The 21,693-nt window shown below is 35.1% G+C and carries 16 protein-coding genes; 10 read left to right on the top strand and 6 right to left on the bottom strand.

Annotated features, from left to right (window positions below):
• The first annotated feature begins 617 nt into the window (after positions 1-617).
• Entirely contained in the window at positions 618-1,640 is a 1,023-nt protein-coding gene (locus ACFSTE_RS16185; protein ID WP_378254353.1) for a hypothetical protein, read from the top strand.
• Between the two features lie 122 nt (positions 1,641-1,762).
• Here the strand turns inward: ACFSTE_RS16185 and ACFSTE_RS16190 are convergent, their stop codons facing one another.
• The 3 genes from ACFSTE_RS16190 to ACFSTE_RS16200 all read right to left on the bottom strand — a co-directional run bounded on the left by ACFSTE_RS16190 (position 1,763) and on the right by ACFSTE_RS16200 (position 5,927).
• Positions 1,763-2,185 carry a DUF2141 domain-containing protein gene (locus ACFSTE_RS16190; protein WP_176030614.1) on the bottom strand — a complete coding sequence of 141 codons (423 nt, stop codon included), beginning with the start codon at positions 2,183-2,185 and terminating at the stop codon, positions 1,763-1,765.
• Between the two features lie 76 nt (positions 2,186-2,261).
• Positions 2,262-4,421, bottom strand: coding sequence for a TonB-dependent receptor (locus ACFSTE_RS16195; protein ID WP_378254355.1), 2,160 nt, complete (start codon positions 4,419-4,421; stop codon positions 2,262-2,264).
• A gap of 210 nt (positions 4,422-4,631) precedes the next feature.
• Complete coding sequence (locus ACFSTE_RS16200; RefSeq protein ID WP_378254357.1) at positions 4,632-5,927, bottom strand: NAD(P)/FAD-dependent oxidoreductase; 1,296 nt, start codon at positions 5,925-5,927, stop codon at positions 4,632-4,634.
• 181 nt (positions 5,928-6,108) lie between these two features.
• Here ACFSTE_RS16200 and ACFSTE_RS16205 point away from each other — a divergent pair, with 181 nt between their 5' ends.
• The 7 genes from ACFSTE_RS16205 (at position 6,109) to ACFSTE_RS16235 (ending at position 11,792) form a co-directional block, all read left to right on the top strand.
• Positions 6,109-7,002: a MerR family transcriptional regulator gene (locus ACFSTE_RS16205; RefSeq protein ID WP_378254359.1), complete on the top strand. Its 894-nt coding sequence runs from the start codon at positions 6,109-6,111 to the stop codon at positions 7,000-7,002.
• A 46-nt stretch (positions 7,003-7,048) separates the two neighbouring features.
• A complete protein-coding gene (locus tag ACFSTE_RS16210; protein WP_378254361.1) occupies positions 7,049-8,515 on the top strand; it encodes a phytoene desaturase family protein in 1,467 nt (488 codons plus the stop codon).
• 3 nt (positions 8,516-8,518) lie between these two features.
• Complete coding sequence (locus tag ACFSTE_RS16215; RefSeq protein ID WP_378254363.1) at positions 8,519-9,358, top strand: phytoene/squalene synthase family protein; 840 nt, start codon at positions 8,519-8,521, stop codon at positions 9,356-9,358.
• An 18-nt stretch (positions 9,359-9,376) separates the two neighbouring features.
• Positions 9,377-9,826 carry a sterol desaturase family protein gene (locus tag ACFSTE_RS16220; RefSeq protein WP_378254365.1) on the top strand — a complete coding sequence of 150 codons (450 nt, stop codon included), beginning with the start codon at positions 9,377-9,379 and terminating at the stop codon, positions 9,824-9,826.
• A 4-nt stretch (positions 9,827-9,830) separates the two neighbouring features.
• Positions 9,831-10,511: a lycopene cyclase domain-containing protein gene (locus tag ACFSTE_RS16225; protein ID WP_378254367.1), complete on the top strand. Its 681-nt coding sequence runs from the start codon at positions 9,831-9,833 to the stop codon at positions 10,509-10,511.
• A 157-nt stretch (positions 10,512-10,668) separates the two neighbouring features.
• Positions 10,669-11,163, top strand: a complete 495-nt coding sequence (locus ACFSTE_RS16230; protein ID WP_176031179.1) for an RNA polymerase sigma factor — start codon at positions 10,669-10,671, stop codon at positions 11,161-11,163.
• Between the two features lie 2 nt (positions 11,164-11,165).
• Positions 11,166-11,792, top strand: coding sequence for a hypothetical protein (locus ACFSTE_RS16235; protein WP_378254369.1), 627 nt, complete (start codon positions 11,166-11,168; stop codon positions 11,790-11,792).
• A gap of 4 nt (positions 11,793-11,796) precedes the next feature.
• On the opposite strand, the gene ACFSTE_RS16240 is transcribed toward ACFSTE_RS16235, so the two are convergent.
• Both ACFSTE_RS16240 and ACFSTE_RS16245 read right to left on the bottom strand, forming a co-directional pair.
• The gene (locus ACFSTE_RS16240) at positions 11,797-12,981 is read right to left on the bottom strand and encodes an LETM1-related biofilm-associated protein (RefSeq protein ID WP_176030605.1); all 1,185 of its coding nucleotides are present in this window, start codon (positions 12,979-12,981) and stop codon (positions 11,797-11,799) included.
• 115 nt (positions 12,982-13,096) lie between these two features.
• Positions 13,097-13,849 (bottom strand): superoxide dismutase, encoded by a 753-nt coding sequence (locus tag ACFSTE_RS16245; protein WP_176030604.1) that lies wholly within the window; start codon positions 13,847-13,849, stop codon positions 13,097-13,099.
• Positions 13,850-14,311: 462 nt separating this feature from the next.
• Between ACFSTE_RS16245 and ACFSTE_RS16250 the strand changes: the two genes are divergently transcribed.
• Positions 14,312-17,716 carry a M36 family metallopeptidase gene (locus ACFSTE_RS16250; RefSeq protein WP_378254372.1) on the top strand — a complete coding sequence of 1,135 codons (3,405 nt, stop codon included), beginning with the start codon at positions 14,312-14,314 and terminating at the stop codon, positions 17,714-17,716.
• Between the two features lie 21 nt (positions 17,717-17,737).
• Here ACFSTE_RS16250 and ACFSTE_RS16255 read toward each other — a convergent pair whose 3' ends face one another.
• The gene (locus tag ACFSTE_RS16255) at positions 17,738-18,598 is read right to left on the bottom strand and encodes a hypothetical protein (protein ID WP_378254374.1); all 861 of its coding nucleotides are present in this window, start codon (positions 18,596-18,598) and stop codon (positions 17,738-17,740) included.
• A gap of 195 nt (positions 18,599-18,793) precedes the next feature.
• Here ACFSTE_RS16255 and ACFSTE_RS16260 point away from each other — a divergent pair, with 195 nt between their 5' ends.
• Positions 18,794-21,682: an InlB B-repeat-containing protein gene (locus tag ACFSTE_RS16260; RefSeq protein WP_378254376.1), complete on the top strand. Its 2,889-nt coding sequence runs from the start codon at positions 18,794-18,796 to the stop codon at positions 21,680-21,682.
• Positions 21,683-21,693 lie beyond the last annotated feature (11 nt).

The raw sequence follows: 21,693 nt of genomic DNA on the forward strand, positions 1-21,693 counted from the left end.
CCCGGAGATGCGAGTACTGTATCCGCAAGCGCAGGGAAGGAGGTATTGATCCTATATTGAGATAAGGCTAAAAACCTTTCATATAATTTTATATCACCACAAAAAAAAAGGGACTACCTAAAATAGTTAGACAGTCTCTCTTACCGTTTTAATTGTACGAATCTTTATGGTTGTCTTCTGAAAATATATTGTAATGTTTTATTATTTGTGCGATTAAATTACTATAAAAACAGGTTTAAAATACTACCAGATAGCTTTGATTCAAGCCTACGATATGATTATACCACAACAGTATATTATTATCAGAAGTAAAATTCATGTCCTTAAATTTCAAAACCTTGCGCTATATGGCTAGCCTTATAAGTTTGGTAATTGCTCAACTTGACTAAAATATGAACTAAAGTTTGATGTTACTGTTTAGATTTACGAGGTAAAACAAATAGTCAATAAACAATGGTTGACGACTATTTTATAGAAAAGAAGCGTATGTGTATTCCATATCGAACTGATATTAATAAGCAGTATAAAAAGGGAGAATATTTTTTATCTTTAGCACAGAACTTTTAGGGAGGGGTATAAAAACAATGGAAAAATCATAAGTTATTAAAATCATACGTATGGGAAAATTAAGTAAGATCGAAAAGTATGTAGAAATACCAATTCATATAGAAGAGCCAAAGGAGACAATAGAACATGATGTAGAAAGAGATTTTGGCAAAACAATACATATTAATAATACACTCATTACTCGTCATTCCAATAGGTTCAAAATATGGGATATAACAAAGCTGTCGGTTATTTCTTTAATTTCTACAACAGATATTGGTTGGGGGGGAGCTGGTCAAATGCAGCTAGAAGAAAATTTTCTTTATATATCGTATCAGGAACGATCAGCACTAGATAAAATTTTGATGTTTGATATTTCTGATTTGAGTAATCCGGTCCATATTAGAACAATTGAAACTCCTGAATATAGTCACTTTTTTATAAAATCAGGGATAGTATACTTAATTTCGAGTATCGAACAAGGCGTTGTTACAGTTGATGCAAATGATAAAAAGACCAAAATAATTGATCTGTCAGGTGAGAACCAGACTATGTTTTTTGATACACTTACCAATATAAGTAAAAGTGGTAATATAATATGTGTCGTATCCAGGCATCAGGGAATTTATATCTATTCCCAATCGGAAGATGGTACATATGAATTCCGAAGCAAACATCAACCAGCTAATGGTTATTCACCTACATCCATGCAATGGCTTATTCCGGGTCAACAATTATTATTGATAGGAAACGATAATGTAGTACAATATGATATACGAGATCTTCAAAAACCTAAAAGATATAAAGCAGCAAAAATAAAAACTAAAAGTGTTTATGGAACCCTTATAGAAAGGGAGCAGGAATTTTTAGTAGCAGGAAATACGGGGGCAAAGGATAAATTCACGATGGCGGTGCTGGCGCCAAGTGATAAAGGAGTCATAGTAACTCATAAGCCAAAGATCGAATATAAATTAAGAACGTCTTTTGGAGGTACTATAAAAACAGGAGAACCAATAGAAGGTGTAATTCTTAACGATGATTTAGTATTGATAATAGGTAAATATACAGGTTTTTTTCTGCTAAAAGCGGAATGAGCATGTATTTCATTAATGTACTAGTTAAAAGGTTTGTTGGATATATGAGATCTCTAAGAAGACAAGCTGTTCATACCAGATAAACAGCTTGCCTTATTTCTAAGGAGTGTACTACTTGTTTCTTACAAATCAATCGATAGCTTGATATCCTTGTCGATAATATCGAATTTGGCATCCTGCCATTTAGGAGGACCAAAGTTTCCTTTGGCATTATTACTGGTGCCGTAAGGTTCAGATGGAATCATAAGAAAAGTATTGAGTTTACCATTGTCATCCTCGTCATGGATTAAAGAGATAGCATAGGTCCCCTTGGGAATCTCCTCAAAAGAAACAGTCATACTGCCTTTTTGAGCTTTGATTGATTTCCCTTTTATAAACTTCTTTAAGAAATCTTTTTTCTTGTCACAGAGACCGATTTTAATAGATCCGTCATCAGAGGCTATATTGTTAATGGTTACTTCTATTGTATAAGTCTGTTCCTGTGCCTGCCCGGATAAGATAGCAGCAAACACAACGACAATTAATGTTATAATTTTTTGTTTCATTTTGATAAAATTAAGTTATTATAGTTTTTTAAATGGATTCATTGTTGTTTTTTTAAAAAATATGCAGGGAGCTTATTTACAAATTGTCTAATTGGTTATCATTTTTACGATCGCTGATGGTCCAGAAGAAACCAACGATAAAAAAACGATCCGCAGAAGGAGTAATAGCTCTTCGAGGAAAAGTTCCTTGTGGGGTAGGGGTATCAGCATATTGATAATTAAATATATTTTTAGTACCTAGTATATTTGAGACAGATACATACAGTATTTTTTGCTGACTGATCAGATAAGCCCAATTCATATTAAGCGAATTGTATGCTTTTGTTTTTTCTGAAAGAAAAGAGTTGGTATTAGGATCTGTATACGGACGTCCTGAGGCAAAATTATAGGTTGCTCCAATCATAGATTTCCACTTGTCTACCCATAGTTTTCCTACCAGAGAAATATTGTGGGTAGCCGCAAAATTAGGCGTGGCAGCAGTTGGATAGTTTTTATAAGTACGTTCTGTATCCAGATATGAATAACTCAGCCAGTATTCAAAATTTTTGATTGATGAATTATCCCTCCAATAAAGGTCAATTCCCTGTGCATAGCCATTCCCATTATTAGTATATAGGCTGTTATAGGCAGGCATTTCTGTATCATAAGTAAGTAGGTTGTCGTATTGTTTGTAATACGCTTCTGCGCGTAGGGTTCTTCCTTCTTTTTGATATAGGTAGTTAAGGATGTAGTGAGATGATTTTTCGGGTTCTATATCCATGGTATATTTTAGAACTTCGTGTTGTGGAGTTTGATAGAAATCTCCATAAGCAAGTGATAATTGAGCGTTAGATGATATTTTATAAGCCAGGGATGCTCTGGGGGTTATACGATAGGTATCTAATAGATTGTTATAGGTACCTCTGACCCCCACCTGCATGGCTAATTTTTTACTAAAAAAGATATTGGTCTCAGCAAAGGTAGCAGTACTGTTGTTTTGGTGGTGGGTGTCGAAATTTCCAATATTAGGAACTGCTGTAAGTTCTTCATGAGAATTCAGGAATTGTTCTGCACCTATATGCAGTTTTACCCGATTGCTGAATCGTTTTCTGAGACTCAGTTTTAGGTGAGCTGTATAATCATCATTGGCGATATCGGTATCTTGTACACGAATATCATTATGGTCATTGGCAAAACTTAATCCAGATGTGATACTCCAGTCATTTCCCAGGCTTCCTTTATACGAAGTATTGAGGTAAAGGTTTCTGTTTTTCATTGAAAAATCAATTCCCGAAGGAATATTAATGTCTTCTTGTATTAATCGGAAACGTGTGTAGTTCACTCCTCCATATACTTTTAATAAACCATTAGTAAACTGATGACGATATACGGCTTCTCCTGCCAGAGATTCATACGGTTTTTTCCAATCAAAATCCTGTGATATAATTTCCTGATAAGGTTTTAGGTTGAGATAAAAAGCATTAAAACTTAGTGAATTGTTATCATTCCATTTCTGTGTATTTCCGGCACCAACACCAACATTGATAATCTGTATGTCTGTTTTTTCCTGATCGGGTTGATCGATCGTATTCATTAAGAGTACACTGGATAAGGCATCTCCGTATTCTGCAGAATATCCTCCGGTAGAGAAATTTGTACCACTAAATAGAAAAGGAGAAAAGCGCCCTCTGGTAGGAATGTTATTGGTTCTGGCAGTAAATGGCTGAAATACGCGAAGACCATCGATGTATACATTGGCTTCATTGGCGTCTCCTCCCCGAACAAAAAGGCGACCATCTTCTGCCACGGTAGAAGTACCGGGTAAGGTCTGAAAAGCAGCAATATAATCTCCTGCAGCTCCTGCTGTAGTGACAATATCCATAGGGGATAAGACAGAAGCTTTGCTATTATCTCCTGCAGCAAATGTCCCTGCTGTCAGAATAACACTATCCAGTGAATTCACATCTTCTTTCAGTTTAATATGCAGGTTGTTCATCGTTGTTACTTCTTCGAATGAAAAATAGGTTTCGAAAGAAATAGAGGATACGACTAAGGTCTGACTCCCGGTTTCTGATGTGGTAAAGGAAAAAGCTCCCTGATCGTTAGAAGAGCTACCGTCATAAGTGCCATCGATATAGATATTTGCTCCTATAATTGGCACGCCCTTAGGGTCGGTGACAGTTCCGCTGATCGTAGTTTGCGCATACGAGAAAGAGCTAAGAAATACAGTTAATAAGGCAATAAGTAAAGATTTCATGTTGTAGTATATCTGTTTTGATTGATGCCTCAAAAGTCATATTTGTCTGCAAAAACTAAAATAGATCTTTACTCAACTGTCATTTTTATAGGATCAGTTGTTAGGATGTTTTGAAAAGAGAAGTACTGATGATTATATTCTGTATATATAAAACCCCATAAACTGATATAATGAATAGTCTATGGGGAAGTTTTTTAGTGTAAAGAGGAATTACACTTGTTCTGTAACATTCGTTTTATTCTTAAAAGGTCGAACGATTAGTCGCGCCGCTTTGTCATAGTTGATATAATTATAAGACCAGTTGAAGAAAGTGACAAATCTGTTTCTAAAACCTACCAGAAACCACAGGTGGATAAACATCCATATAAACCAAGCAAAGAATCCCCCAAATTTAAAAGAGCCGATATCTACCACAGCTTTGTTTCTCCCTATGGTAGCCATAGATCCTTTGTCAAAATAAGTAAATGGTGTCATCGGTTTCTCTTTGAGAAGTTTTTTTAGGTTTTTAGCCAGATGTGCTCCTTGTTGTATAGCAGGCTGTGCTACCATAGGATGCCCTTTAGGAAATTTCTCAGTAGGCATTACAGCAATGTCTCCAAGGGCAAAAATTGTATCATACCCATCTACCTGACTAAATCTGTTAACCTTATAACGGTTTGCTCTTGGGATTATAGCACTAGCATTAATTCCTTCTACCGGAGCTCCTGTAACTCCTGCCGACCAAATGAAGGTCGCTGTGTGCAAGCTAATTCCGGTATTAGTAGTCACAATATTATGCTCATAATTGGTGACCAGGGTATTCACATGAATATGTACCCCCATTTTTTTTAGAAAAGAAGCCGCTTTTTCAGATGCATTGGTACTCATAGGGGGTAGTACTCTGTCTGCCCCTTCAATTAGGTGAATCTCCATTTCACTGAAATCCATATCCGGATAGTCCAGTGGCAGTACATTCAATTTTAGTTCAGCAATTCCTCCAGCGAGCTCTACTCCGGTAGGTCCCGCTCCAGCAAGAACAAATCGCAATAATTCTTTTCTTTTTTCAGGATCCTTAGTGATGACTGCCTGTTCCAGGTTTTCAAGCAGTAAACTTCGTAGGTTTAATGCCTGCGGTAAGTTTTTCATGCGCATGGCATTCGTAGCAATGGTTTGATTTCCAAAAAAATTAGTTTTGGCACCTGTAGCAATAACCAGATAATCATAGGAGATATTCCCAATGGGAGTAAAAACAGTTTTAGAATCAGGGTCAATGTGAGTTACTTCCGTCATCCTGAAAAAGGTATTTTTCCCTTTTTTTACAATTTTCCGTAACGGATAGGCTATGGAATCCGGTTCTAAGGAGGCTGTAGAAACTTGATATAATAAAGGTTGAAAAGTATGATAGTTCTGACGGTCTAAAAGGACGAGCTGTACCTTTTCTTTAACCATCTTTCTAGCCAGAGATACTCCGGCAAATCCACCGCCTATAATGACAAGACGAGGTAAATCGGATTGTGGTATATTCATATGTGTTGCATTGTACTACAAAGATAAAATGAAGCGTTCTTTATTACTAGAAATTCCTCTTTTTTATTCCCTCTTTTAAAAGGTTTTAATATAGTATAACGAAGGGGATTATAGCTTTTGTTACCTCAAAAACAGACAAGTTGTTTAGTTATTGTTTATTTTTGTTAAACAAAGTTATGCTATGGAAGCTATTAAAAAACATTTTAGTATAAAAGATCTGGAGAATTTATCGGGTATTAAGGCGCATACGATCCGGATCTGGGAGAAAAGATATGGACTACTTTCTCCGTTGCGTACCAAAAGTAATATCAGATATTATGATCTGGAGAGTTTACAAAAATTATTGAATATCGTATTACTGTATAACAATGGGGTTAAAATATCCAAAATAGCGAAATTAGACTTTGAAGAAATAGCAAAAGAAGCAGAAAAAGTAGTAAATGATCAGTCAGACCATTCCCCGGTTATTAGTGCTATGAAAGTGAGCATGCTTAATTTTGATCAGCGATTGTTTTTTTCGACCTATGATTCTCTGTCAAAAGAGAAAACATTTTCTGAAATATTTAAAGAAGTGTTTATTCCCCTGTTGAATGAAATCGGATTTTTATGGCAGGTAGATACTATTACGCCTTCTCATGAACATTTTATTTGCAACCTGATTAAACAAAAAATATATATTCATTCTGAAGCCTTATTAAAAAATACCCTCTCTGAATCAATCGGTAGTAAGACTTTTGTATTGTACTTGCCAGAAAAAGAAATTCATGAACTGGGATTACTTTATGTAAACTACGAGCTACTAGCAAAGGGATATCACGTGATTTATCTGGGACAGTCAGTCCCTATAGAAAGTCTGAAAGACCTAGTGAAATTTTATGATGATATCACATTTGTAAGTTATTTTACAGTAGCTCCAGTAAAAGATGATATCGATCAGTATCTACAAGAATTTTTAGAAGAAATCAATTGTCCGTTATGGATTTTAGGTCAAATGGTAACCCATATAACCCCTTCTAAAATAAAGGATAATGTTCGTTTGTTTACCAGCATAAAAGATATTGTGACTGCTATTTAACATACTTTTGGTATTTTTGTTTAACTTTTTTGTATTTTTGTTAAACATGTATTTAAAAGCAATTGTTATCGGATCAGGTTTTTCTTCTTTGGCAGCTTCTTGCTATTTAGCCCAAAAAGGATTTGAGGTCATTGTATTGGAGAAAAACGAAACTGTCGGAGGCAGAGCACGCCAGTTAAAGAAAGAAGGTTTTACATTTGATATAGGACCAACCTGGTATTGGATGCCGGATGTTTTCGAGCGTTTCTTTGGAGACTTTGGAAAAAAGCCATCAGATTATTACAGCCTTCAAAAATTAAACCCTGCATATTATGTGTATTTCGGAGAGAATGACTTTGTCGAAATTGGTGATAGTTTAGAAAAAATAACAGCTACTTTCGAAAAAGAAGAAGCAGGAAGTTCTGAAAAGCTTTTTGCTTTTATCGATAAAGCCAGAGATAATTATGAGGTAGCGATTAAAGACCTGGTGTATCGTCCGGGGGTTTCTCCACTGGAATTAATAACTCCTGCGACAATAAAGCGATTAGGACAGTTCATAAGTACCATTAAAAAGGATGTGCGAAAGGAATTTGACAATAATCGTTTAGCGCAGATTCTCGAGTTTCCAGTGTTATTTCTTGGAGCAAAACCAAGCAATACTCCTTCATTTTATAACTTTATGAATTATGCTGATTTTGGATTAGGAACCTGGCATCCCCAAAAAGGAATGTATAGTGTTATTGAGGCAATGAAGGAATTAGCAAGTTCATTAGGTGTTACTTTTTATACCGATACGGCGGTAGAAAAAATACTGGTGGAAAATCAGAAAGCGATAGGGGTGGTAGCTAATGGAGAAGAATATAGGGCAGATGTCGTTATTAGTGGAGCAGATTATCACCATTCAGAAACACTATTAGATCAGAAGTATAGGGTGTATTCCGAAAATTATTGGGATAAAAAAACATTTGCTCCTTCATCTTTATTGTTTTATGTAGGGTTTGATAAAAAATTAGCGAATGTAGCGCATCATACGTTATTTTTTGATGTGGATTTTGATGAACATGCAAAGACTATCTATGATGACCCTGCATGGCCGGATAAACCGCTTTTTTATGCGAGCTTTCCTTCTATAACCGATCGCAGTGCAGCTCCAGTGGGAAAAGAGGCAGGAATTTTTCTGATTCCAATAGCTCCAGGAATAGAAGATACTCCAGAAATACGAACGGAATATTTTGATATAGTTATAGATAGATTTGAGCAATTAACTTCGCAAAAGATCAAAAATAAAATTATCTTTAAAGAAAGCTATTGTGTGAATGATTTTATAAATGATTATAACTCATATAAAGGAAATGCCTATGGGATGGCTAATACACTACTCCAAACAGCTTTTCTACGACCCAAATTGAAAAGCAATAAGGTAGATAATCTTTTTTTTACGGGACAGTTGACTGTTCCGGGACCAGGAGTTCCTCCTTCCTTAATATCAGGTAAGCTGGTTGCAGAACTAGTATGTAAAACGCTAAAAAAATAACAGATGAAAGCACTTTTTGATTCGGTTTCTAACCAATGCAGTATTATTACGACTAAATATTACAGTACTTCTTTTTCATTGGCAGTAAAAATGTTAGCACCATCTATCCGACAGGATATCTACAATATTTATGGGTTTGTTCGTTTCGCAGATGAGATAGTGGACACTTTTCATGAATATGATAAGGAGACTTTATTTGTTGATTTTAAAAAAGACCTAAAAAAGTCATTAGATAGAAAAATTAGTTTAAATCCTATTCTAAATAGCTTTCAACATACAGCTCATAAACATCAAATCGATGATTCCTTAATCGATGCATTTATGAAAAGCATGGAGCAAGATCTCTATAAAAAAGAATATCATACAATAGAGGAGTATAAAGAATACATCTATGGATCAGCAGATGTAGTTGGGTTAATGTGTCTCAAGGTTTTTGTACAAGGAAATGAAGTGCAATACGAAAGACTCAAAGATTCGGCAATGGCTTTAGGGTCTGCATTTCAAAAGGTAAATTTTTTGAGAGATCTCAAAGCAGATTATGAAGAGCTAAACAGAACCTATTTTCCTCATATTGATTTAACTAACTTGGATGAATATACGAAAATGAATATTATACAGGAGATAGAAGAAGATTTTAGGAAAGGGTATGAAGGGATCTTATTACTTCCTCCCGAAGCTAAATTTGGAGTGTATACAGCTTATAGATATTATAAAAGTTTGCTTCAAAAGCTAAAGAATACAGCTCCTTTAGAAATTAAAAATGCTAGAATTCGGGTGCCGGATCATCAAAAAATAGGATTATTAGCACAATCATATATAAATTATAGATTAAATTTAATCTAAAGAAACTATTAGAAAGTTATGATCGTCTTATTTTGGATATTAATTTTTCTTGGAACTTTTTTCTTTATGGAGTTTATGGCATGGTTTACCCATAAGTATATCATGCATGGTTTTCTATGGAGTCTTCATAAAGATCATCACAAAAAAGATCATGATTCCTGGTTTGAGAGAAATGATGCATTTTTTATTTTTTATGCCGTGGTAAGCATTGTATTATTTCTATTATGGCAGTACGATATTTTTTGGCCAGGACTTCCTATAGGGGTTGGTATTTTTGCATATGGAGTGGCATATTTCTTAGTCCATGATATTTTTATTCATCAACGTTTTAAGATGTTTAGAAGAATCAATAACCGATATGCCAGAGGAGTGAGAAGAGCACATAAAATGCACCATAAAAAAATAGGAAAAGGAGGAGGAGAGTGTTTTGGGATGTTGGTAGTGCCATTTAAATATTTTAAAAAATAGGGTTGTGAATTGGCTGTATTTTTGGTTAGATATTGGCTCGCTTAGCATTCCTTTTATAGCGAGTTTTCATCCCAAACTCAGGTTTTATAAAAAATGGCCACAGCTTTTTATAGGGATTGTGGCAATGATGCTATTTTTTATTCCATGGGATATTTTGTTTACCAAATATGGAATATGGGGATTTAATCCCTTTTATTTAACAGGAGTATACCTCTGGAAACTTCCGATAGAAGAGTGGTTGTTTTTTATATGTATTCCTTATGCCTGTACATTTACATACCATGCATTTCACATCTTAGCTCCAAAACTTATTCTCAAAGAAAAGTATACAAAGATACTTAGTCTAGGACTTATCATCTTGTCCGTTGTGATAGCTATTATTCATTATAACAAGTGGTATACTGTGATTAACTATGGCTATGCTACAATTCTTCTTATTTTTTCAGTTCGATATGCAATACCTACTTTGCAGCGATTCTACATCGTATTTATAGTTATTTTAGTTCCCTTTTTTTTAATTAACGGTCTCCTTACAGGAAGTTTTATAGAAGATCAGGTAGTGTGGTATAATAATTATGAAAATCTTCAGTTCAGAATTGGTACGATTCCTGTAGAGGATACGATGTATGCGTTTACGATGCTTTTGACCGTTTTACTGTTTATTACTGATAAAAGTCGGGAATAAAAACATTGTTTTTGTAACAAATGCTATAAAAAGAAAGAACAGATATGCTTGATGTATAGGTTGTTATAACTATATTAGAGTATAGGACTTAATTTTATAAACAGTAATTTGTAACAGAAATGTTTTTTTAACTACATATATATTGTAATTGACTACAGTGGATAAAGATTTAGAACATAGTTTTGTAACACATTTAGATCAGAATCAGAATATTGTGCATAAAGTATGTCGTTTGTATACAAATGACAGAGAATCACACAATGATTTGTTTCAGGAGATTACCATTCAGCTCTGGAAAGCGTATCCAAAATTTAGGGGAGATGCTAAATTTAGTACCTGGATGTATAGAGTAGCGTTGAATACAGCAATTACACTCTATAGAAAATCCAAAAAAAGCATTAAAACAGCTGATTTTGACGCGATGGATTTTAAAATTAAAGCTGAAGAATACGACGATGAAGTCGAAGAACAGCTGAAATTAATGTACAAAGCAGTAAAAGAACTTAATGATATAGAAAAAGCATTGGTATTTTTATATCTGGAAGATAAATCATATAGGGAAATTGCAGATACAATGGGGATAACAGAAGTAAATGCAAGAGTAAAAATGAATCGAGTGAAAACGAAGTTGAAAAAAATATTAAATCCTTAAATATGGATGGATTAGAACTACTAAAGAAAGACTGGAAAAAACAGGACGATTCCCTTCCTAAGCTTTCTTATAATGATATATATAGCATGATTTTGAAAAAATCGTCTTCGATTGTGCGGTCGATTTTTATCATCAGTGTCCTGGAATTTGTTTTATGGGCCTCATTAGAAGTGATCCTTCGTATGAGTGATACTTATGGACGAATCAAAATGGTAGGAATGGAAACAATTTCTATCATAGCCTCTGTACTGTCTTATAGCATCTTGATCTATTATATGGTATTGTTCTATAAAAATTATAAAAAAATACAAGCGACAGATTCTACAAAGGTTTTAATGGAAAATATCCTGAAAACCAGAAAAGCCGTTAGACAATACGTATTGGTTATTCTTGGATTTATGAGTGTTTTTATGATTCTTGTATTCTCATATATGATTTTTATCGATTCTGATGCTAATCAACATTTTATGAAGGATAAAGAACTTCCCAAAGCTGTTTTATTTGTTATGGTTCTTATATTTACAGGGATTATACTTGGTACTTTTGCATTGTTCTACAGATTAATTTATGGGGTATTAACCAGAAAATTGAAGAAGAATTATTCCGAGTTAGAACGCTTAGAAGTATAAGTGGCTATTGCTTATTTTCATTAAAAGCAGAGGGAAGCAATTGTGGAATAAATTTAATGAGTAATGGGAGAAGTAGGCTTCCGCCAGGAAGAATAAAGATAGCCAGAGAAGGAATGGTTTTGCAAATATCTAATAATTGACGTTTTACTTTTTGCTTCTCTGATGAAGAGAGTTCGCGAGTGGTAGACTGACCTAATAAGATCATAAGCTCTTTACTCTGTGTTATTTCATTAATCAATCGTTTTTTATTTCGTAAAATAGCGATACTAACAGTTCTGGAGGTTTGTTTATAAAAATGATGTGCCGGGTTAGAATAGTTAAAGAACGAAATATCCTCCTTATGTGCGTTGATAAAAGACTGCACTGTAGATAAAGAGTTGTTAATTTCCAGATCAGATACATTCAATTGATTTCCTAATGATAGGATAAAAGAATGTTGAGAAGCCTGATTTTCATTCCAGTTGGCTAAACTGGTCAAATCCAGAATGTATTTTTTCTCTAGAGAGTCGGCATACATAGCTACATTGATATCTTTGAGAGAAATGTACTCAGTATCATGTATTTTATTATAACGAACAGAAGATGCGAATAGTTTCAATACCAATTCATCATAAGAATCTTTTTTAGGTTTTGAATGAAGAGATAAAAAAACAATTTGAGTAATAGTTTCTTCTAATTTAGAAGCGTAATCAAACGGGTTCTTATTGTGAATCAGAAAATACTCAAAAGCCAGTACGTCAATAAATAACAAGGCATTAGTTAACAGGTGGCTAAAGTTTTTCTTGAAAATAGATTCATTGGTCTGAATACGCGTATGTAATATCCGCTCTAATCGATCCGTATTTTTGGATGAAATGGATTGAAGAAAAGAAAAATATGACTTTTTAGTATCCATATATTCATAGAACTGAATAAGTGCATCAATACAGTCATGATCAGTACCGTCTTCTATGGTGTCATAATATGAAATTATCAGGGCACCTAATAAGTTGATCTTGGTTTTTTCTTCTTCAGAATATACAATCTTAGAAGAAGTATTTATAAAGGTTTGGATCGATGTACCGTAGATAAAACCTGCTTGCCTAAGAGAAGGATATGCCATATCTAATGTAGGAAGGGAACCAGCGGTAGTATGTTTGTGATGGTCTGTTAAGAACTTTTCTATCCAGCCTGTAGCAGAAGGATTCATAGATAAGCGATATCTGGTTGAATTAATATATAATCATCTGGTAAAATCAAAAAACACTGACATACTATTCTTACCTTATATACTTGGTAAGAATAGTATGCAAAAGTAGTTTAGTTTAAATCATACGATCTTCTACCTTAGTCCAGTTTATTTTATTGATAATATTTTGAAGGTATTCTCCTCTTTTATTTTGGTATTTTAAATAATATGCATGCTCCCAAACATCAATTCCCAAAATTGGATGCCCTTGTTTATCCGCAACGTGCATTAATGGATTGTCTTGATTAGGAGTTGAGGTGATAAATAAGTTTTTGTCCGCACTCTGACAAAGCCATGCCCATCCGGAACCAAATCGTTTTTTACCTGCTGTGGCAAGCTCCTCTTTAAAAGCTTCAATAGAATTAAAGCTTTTTACAATAGCAGCTTTTAGTGTATCAGACATTGCACCACCTGGAGTAAGAATATCCCAGTAGAGAGAATGATTAAAATGACCTCCTCCATTATTTCTAACCTGGATAGGAAGCGCTTCATTCTTCAGGATATCTTCAATTGTATTTCCAGAAACAGGAGTGTCTTTCAGTGCTTTATTTAGTTTGTTTACATACCCTTGATGGTGTTTAGAATGATGGATTTCCATGGTTTGTGCATCGATTACATCAGTAAATGCATCATATCCATATACCAAAGGAGGCAGACTAAATAAAGGACTGGAAGAAGATGTTTCCTTTTTAACATCTTTTTCATTGATCTCTGGTGTGGTTTTTTCCTTTTTCTCAGAAGAATTACAAGAAGATAATACCAGAGAAGGGGCTGCGGCAATTCCGGTAGAGGCTAATATCGTAGTTTTTAGAAATTTACGTTTATCCATTTTTGATATGAGATTTGTTGAATATTTAAAATTACGCTTATCCTATAGAACATCAAAATTAATTATCGAACCTCATTACTGAATTGGAAGATTTTAACTTTTCTAAGATCATTTTTATGATAAAAAAATAGATGATAATCTATAAAATCATTCTGTTTTTTAAATTCTATTTGTGAAAATTTTGTTAAAAAACAGAAAGGTAAAACCATAAATTTTTTATGGTTGAATTCTTTTGTAGGACAGGATTATTGTATTGTTAATCAGGTTTTTATTTGTGTTTTTGCTTTGTTTATGGGAGATGAAGAGGTTTTTTTTATTTTTTTTAGTGATTAAGCAATAAATTTTGTCTATGTGTCAATTTTTCCTATGTAAAACATATGTTTTGTGTGAATATTTTAATGAATAATGAAAATAAGTGGTTTTTTTTTAAATTTGAAGTACACAAACTCAAAATTTATAAAAATGAAAAAAAATGTAACATTTTTAATTTTAACACTTTTTTTAGGGCAGATGATGATCGCCCAAAACATGGAATCGATTGTTAGAGATTATTTCAATGTTTCCACTACAAAATCCGCACTAAACAAACAAGATGTAGCTGAATGGAAAATTAAAGACATAGTCCCTTCTTTAAACCCTGACATCAAACATGTTTATATTAATCAATATTATCAGGGGATAGAAATACAGGATGGTACATATAAGCTAACTGTAAAGAATGATCAGGTAACCTGGGAGATTAATCAATTTATTACTGATATTAAGTCCAAAATCAATTCTTCAAAAGCATTTACTTCTCCAGAGAGTGCAATTATGAAGGTAGTACAAGCACATAATTTACGAACTCCGAATGCATTAAACAGAAGTGCTAATAAGTCTGCAAAAGGAGATTTGGTATATAATAATACCGGAATTAGTGAAGAACCTGTAAAAGTACGACAAGTATATGTACTGGATGAAGGACAACTAAAATTGTCTTGGTTAGTAAATTTATATGAAGAGAGTGGACATCACTGGTGGAATGTAAATGTAGATGCAGGTACAGGAAAAATTCTTAAAGAATACGATTGGGTAATAAGCTGTAATTTTGATGACCCACATACACATGGAGAAAAAGGAGAAATGCATTTTTCTAAGGTGATAAAAAAGAAAGAATTTATCGGTCCTCAGAATTTAGCCGAAAATATGGCAGGAGAGCGCTACAATGTATATGCAATGCCTGTTGAAAATCCGAATGATGGAAATCGTTCTATTGTAACAGATCCGGCTTTATTAGCGGCATCTCCTTATGGATGGCATGATACCAATGGAGCAGCAGGAGCAGAGTATACGATTACCAGAGGAAACAATGTATGGGCACAAGAGGATAGAAACGGGAATAATGGTACAGGAGCTGCTGCTGATGGAGGAAGTAATCTTTCGTTTGATTTTTCCTTAAATCTAAATCAAGAGCCAACTCAGTATCAGGATGCTGCAATTACAAACTTGTTCTACTGGAATAATATTATGCACGATGTTTGGTATGTATATGGATTTAATGAAGCAAGTGGTAATTTTCAGGAAAACAACTACGGAAAAGGAGGACGAGGTAGCGATTCTGTAAATGCAGACGCACAAGACGGAAGTGGTACTAATAATGCTAATTTTGGAACGCCTCCGGATGGAAGTAATCCTAGAATGCAGATGTTTTTATGGAATAGAACCAATCCGGGAAGAGATGGAGATTTGGATAACCTGATTATAGCACATGAATATGGTCATGGGATTTCTACTCGGTTAGTAGGAGGACCTTCAACTAATGCTTTAGGAGGATCAGAGCAAATGGGAGAAGGATGGTCTGATTGGTTTGGATTAGTATTGACGATGAAAGCAGGAGATGTAGGAACAACAGGAAGAGGAGTAGGAACCTATGTATTAGGACAAGGACAAGATGGGTTAGGAATTCGCCCTACTAGATATTCTACAGATACTGCAATTAACGGAACAGACTATGGAGATATTAATAACCTGAGAGTACCGCACGGTGTAGGATATGCTTTTGCGACGATCTTATGGGATATGACATGGGCATTGGTTAAAGAAGAAGGCTTTGATCCTGATTTCTATAATGGTACAGGAGGTAATAATATCGCAATGGCACTGGTTATCGAAGGACTTAAAAATACAGCAAATAATCCAGGGTTTGTATCTGGTAGAGATGGAATTTTACAAGCAGACAGAGACTTATATAATGGGAAATATAATTGTTTAATATGGACCGTATTCTCTGCAAGAGGAGTAGGAAAAGATGCAGTAGAAAATAATAATGGAGGAAGCAATAGTAATACTGATCAGACTGTATCATTCGTCAATGGATGTGATGGCGGTGGCGGTGGAGATGAATGTACAGGAAATATTGCAGCTTTCCCATACAAACAAAGCTTCGAAGGTACATTAGGCGGATGGGTACAGGCAACCAATGATGATCTAGACTGGACGATAGACGCTAATGGAACTCCTTCTAATGGAACAGGACCAGGTGCAGCGGTAGATGGTGATTCTTATATTTATGTAGAAGCTTCAGGAAATGGAACGGGATTCCCTAATAAAAGAGCTATCCTTAATTCTCCATGTATTGATATGACTAATTTGACCTCCGCTTTCCTTAAGTTCAAATACCATATGATAGGATCAGCAATAGGAACATTAACAGTAGAAGCCAGAACAGGAAATGAAGGACAGTGGGCTAGTATATTTACAAGAACCGGAGCACAAGGAACAGACTGGAACGATGCAAGTATCGATTTATCTTCCTATTTAGGAAATGCAAAAGTACAGTTACGTCTTAATGTAGTAACAGGTAGTAGCTGGCAAGGTGATATAACAATTGATGATCTTAATATAACTTCCGATGGAGGAGGAGGTGGAAATGGATGTACCAGTGGTATTTCTTCTTTCCCATATTCAGAAGGTTTTGAAAATAATTTAGGAGCCTGGACACAATCGTCTAACGATAACCTGGACTGGACAGTAGATGCTAATGGAACACCATCTAATGGAACAGGACCTTCTTCTGCTAGTGAAGGAGCTAATTATATTTATGTAGAAGCTTCTGGGAATGGAACAGGTTTCCCTAATAAAAGAGCGATATTAAACTCTCCATGCTTTGATTTAAGTTCTGTAACAACGGCTAATTTTAGTTTTAAATATCATATGTTAGGAAGTGCCATCGGAAGGTTAGATGTAGAAGCGAGTACTGATGATGGAACTTCATGGACAAGTATCTTTAATAAGACAGGAGAACAAGGATCTAGCTGGAATACGGCAAATATTGATCTGGCGACTTACGTAGGTGGTTCTGTACAATTGAGATTTAATACTGTGACCGGTAGTAGCTGGCAGGCAGATGTAGCTATTGATGATGTAAAATTAACAGAAGGAGCAGTGTCTACCGATATTTGTGAGGGAGTAGCTCCTTATGATCCGAATCGTTCGTATAGTCCGGGAGAGAGAGTTACTTTCCAAGGAAGTCTGTATGAAAGAACAGCTACGAGTTGGACCAATTTAGGTAGATGTGGAACAACAGCAGTGGATTCTTTTGCAGGAGATGATGTAGCTTCTAAAACAATTCCTCAAGAATTGTTACAGAAAGGACTTTCTATAACTTTGACTCCAAATCCAATCACTAAAGGAGGAGTGCTAAACGTTTCTATGTACAATGCGGCGCAAGGAACAGAAACGTTTAGAATACTAAATATATTAGGTCAGACCGTAAAGCAGGGGATAATCAATAATAATACAGCTAATGTAATATCAACGGAATCCCTTACTGTTGGAATGTATATCCTCAATGTAGGAAAACAGAATAAAAAGTTTATAATAAACTAATTTATTTCTGACAAGATGATATCAGGAAAAGGCTGTCTGAAAAGACAGTCTTTTTTTTGCTAATTTTAATACCAGTAAAGGAGTTAGTCCGTGTGGAATTCTATAGACAACTTCGTATAGATTTTGATGAACAGATTGCCAGAAGAAATCAAAGTACACATTAGCAACAATTCTGGCTAAAGCAGTTAATAATCCCCAAAAAACTGCATACCATAATGCATACTGTGCTACTCTGGGGATAAAAATGAGTACGGCAAGAATAAAATCTAGAATGCCAGCAATATATAAGAAAATAACGGCTGTTCGCTCTGAACAGTGAAAAATCTGAATCACCATATCTACAAATTTTCCGGGAACTGGATAAAAACCAAAAGCATATAACCCATGAGAGAAAAAAGTAACAGCAATAAGAATCTTCAGGATAAAAGATAACTGTCTTTTTTGTCCATTATTTTTTAGAAAATAAAGTAAAACAAATGGGAGACCAAACTGAATGCTATGCTCGAAAAATTGAGCACTGTGATAGAACTTTTCTTTGTATAATAACAAAGATAATATTACTAAAAACACACCTCCTATTATAATAGGAATCTGTAACCATTTTTTATTCGAAAAATTAATAAATAAGGCACTAATTGCAGCTAGTAAGTATATAATACCATTCGCGAGTATAATATTCTGGATAAGTTGATCCGTAGAAGCACTGGTAACATAAGCTTGCCAGCTCATGTCTGTCAGGCTTTCGATTAGAGGTTTTAACATTGCTTCATCCCAAAAGAAAGACCGATACGGAGCATCCCAAAATAAATGTTGCCAGGCTCTTCCAATGAAAATCAGGGATACGAGGATTTTAAGAAAGAAAAGGATTTTTTTTTGTGACATAAAGTTGATTTTTAGAGCAATAATAACGCGAACAAACGTTAATTAATTGTATATATATTGTTAATTTGGCTTAAGCAATGTAGCACAATATGAAATAAATGTTAAGATCAATATAGGGGAGAAGGTAGCTACAAAAGGATAAGTAGGTTTGTAAAAATGTTAACTATTACCAATTAAATATAAACTTAATTTCACATGAAAAAAATCATCTTAATAGCACTGTGTATTCTTACATGGGGCTCATATGGGAACAATGGGAGGTATCGTTTGTCCCTTAGGGATAATCCTGCAACATCCATTGTAGTAGGGTGGGATCAGCTATCAGGTACGAACCCTACGGTATATTATGGAACTACTGATTATGGTACAGATTATACGAGGTATCCTAATACTAAAACAGCTGATAGAGTTGTATCTTATAAAGGAATGAATAATCACTTTGCACGATTAACAGGATTGATACCTAATACGGCATATTATTTTGTGATTAGAGATAGTCAGGGAACAAGTGCCCGGTTTTGGTTCAAAACGGCTCCCTCTGATAATAGTAGATTATCATTTATTGCAGGAGGAGATTCGAGAAATAATAGAACTCCCAGAAAAAATGCCAATAGATTAGTAGCCAAACTAAAACCTCATGCAGTGTTATTTGGAGGAGATATGACCAATGGAGATAGTAGTGGAGAATGGAGAGATTGGTTTGATGATTGGCAGTTGACAATAGCAGGAGATAACCGAATGTTTCCTATAGTAGCAGCCAGAGGAAATCATGAAGATAGTAATAATAGTATCTATAACCTATTTGATGTTCCTTCTACCAGTGTATATTATGCCCTTACTTTTGGAAAGAATCTCGTACGAGCTTATACCTTAAATACAGAGATCTCAATTTCCGGAAATCAAACAAATTGGTTAAAAAATGATTTAAATGCACATCCAAACGTACTGTGGAAAATGGCACAATATCATAAACCGATGAGACCTCATGTCTCTTCTAAAAGAGAAGGAAACAGTCAATATTCTAATTGGGCACAGCTTTTTTATGATAAAGAAGTAAAGTTAGTGGTAGAATGTGATTCTCATACCGTAAAATCTACTTGGCCTGTTCGTCCGACAACCGGAAGCGGAAATGATGAAGGTTTTATCAGAGAAGATCAGAATGGAACTGTTTATGTAGGGGAAGGATGCTGGGGAGCACCGCTTAGATCAAATAATGATAGCAAAAGCTGGACGAGAAATTCATCGAGATTCAATCAGTTTAAATGGATATTTGTTGATGAAAATAAAATAGAAACGCGAACGATTAAGGTTGATAATGCATCTCAGGTAGGAGAAGTGTCTAATTCTGATGTTTTTCAAATACCAGCAAATTTGGATATTTGGAATCCTTCTAATGGAAGTGTGATTACAATTAGTGCAAGTTCAGTACCTTCTTATACTGTAACTACAAATACAACAGGAGAAGGAAGTGTTGATGGAGGAGGAGTCTATAAAGAAGGAGAACAGATTACATTAACCGCAACACCACAAGCCGGTTGGGAATTCGAAAAATGGACAGGAGGAGCGACAGGAACAACAAATCCAATACAATTGACTGTAACAAGTGATCTTACAGTAACTGCAGTGTTTAAAAAAATTAATGGGGGAAATACGGGTACCCTAGGAATCATAACAATCGGAGATAAAAACTCAAGACATGCTACCCGAAGAGCGATGCCCTATACAATGACTGAATCAGGAACACTAAAAAGTGTAGCCCTTCATGTAGAAGGTGGTGTCGGAAGTGTTCAGGTAGGAGTGTATAGAGATCAAAATGGAGTTCCTGGGGACCGAATAGGAAAAACAGCTGTAACTGCAGTACGGTCTGCTAGGGGGTGGCAACATATTCCATTAGAAACTTCTGTACGTATTACTTCAGGAACAACCGTTTGGTTAGCATGGATTTTTTCTGATAATCCAGGGATTGCATATGTCAGTGGAACTCCGGGAAGATATCAAGCGACAAACTCTTCATGGTCTTCTAGTGGTAATAATATGCCGACATCTTATGGAAATGGATCACAGAGTAATTACCGATATTCGATCTATGCAGTATATGAGAAGTCAAGTGTGTCAGAATACACTGTAAGTACTTCTGTATCGGGACAAGGAACTGTTGATGGAGCTGGGGTATATGCTTCAGGGACACAGCTGAGCCTGAAGGCAACTCCCCAACCAGGTTGGAAGTTTGATTCCTGGAGTGGAGGAGCTTCAGGAACAGAAAATCCATTGACGATTACGGTAGATTCAGATGTTTCTGTGACAGCTGTTTTTAAGGAAAATACAGGAGGAACAACCGCTACTTTAGGAATCACTACAGTAGGAGATAGAACCTCAAAACATGCTACCAGAAGAGCAATGCCATATACGATGTCAGAGTCCGGAATTTTGAAAAGTGTTTCCCTACATGTAGAAGGAGGAAGTGGAAGCGTACAAGTAGGTGTATATGAAGATGTGAACGGAGTGCCAGGAAACCTATTGGGTAAGACAAGTATGACTGCTGTGCAGGGAACCAGAGGGTGGCAAACAATTTCCTTGATCAATCCGGTTACTGTTTCTTCGGGATCTACGGTATGGTTAGCATGGATATTTTCTAACAACCCGGGAATTGCATACATAACAGGAAGTCCGGGAAGGTATCAGGCTACAAATTCTCAGTGGGTAGCCGGACAGGATAACATGCCGACAGCATATGGTAGTGGTTCTCAAAGTGATTATAAATATTCAATTTATGCTACCTATGAGGTAAGTAATAATCTCACAACTTCATCGGTTGAAAGGAACGAAGATACTCCATCAGAAATAGCACTGTATCCCAATCCGTTTACGGCAGATTTATATCTAGATATTCCTTCTGATGCCGTAAAAAAGGTGTTTATTGAAGTGAGAAACCTAAATGGCAAAACAGTGTATCATACTGTAGTAACCAAGGTATCTGATAGAGTCGAATTACCAGTACAAAACCTAAAAAAAGGAGTGTATTTTATCGTATTAAAAAGCCAAACAGGGAATACACTTTTATCAGATAAAATCATAAAAAGATAAGAAGTATTCTT

Origin of the sequence: Aquimarina hainanensis, from assembly GCF_042684685.1 — a bacterium.
Classification (GTDB): Bacteria; Bacteroidota; Bacteroidia; order Flavobacteriales; family Flavobacteriaceae; genus Aquimarina; species Aquimarina hainanensis.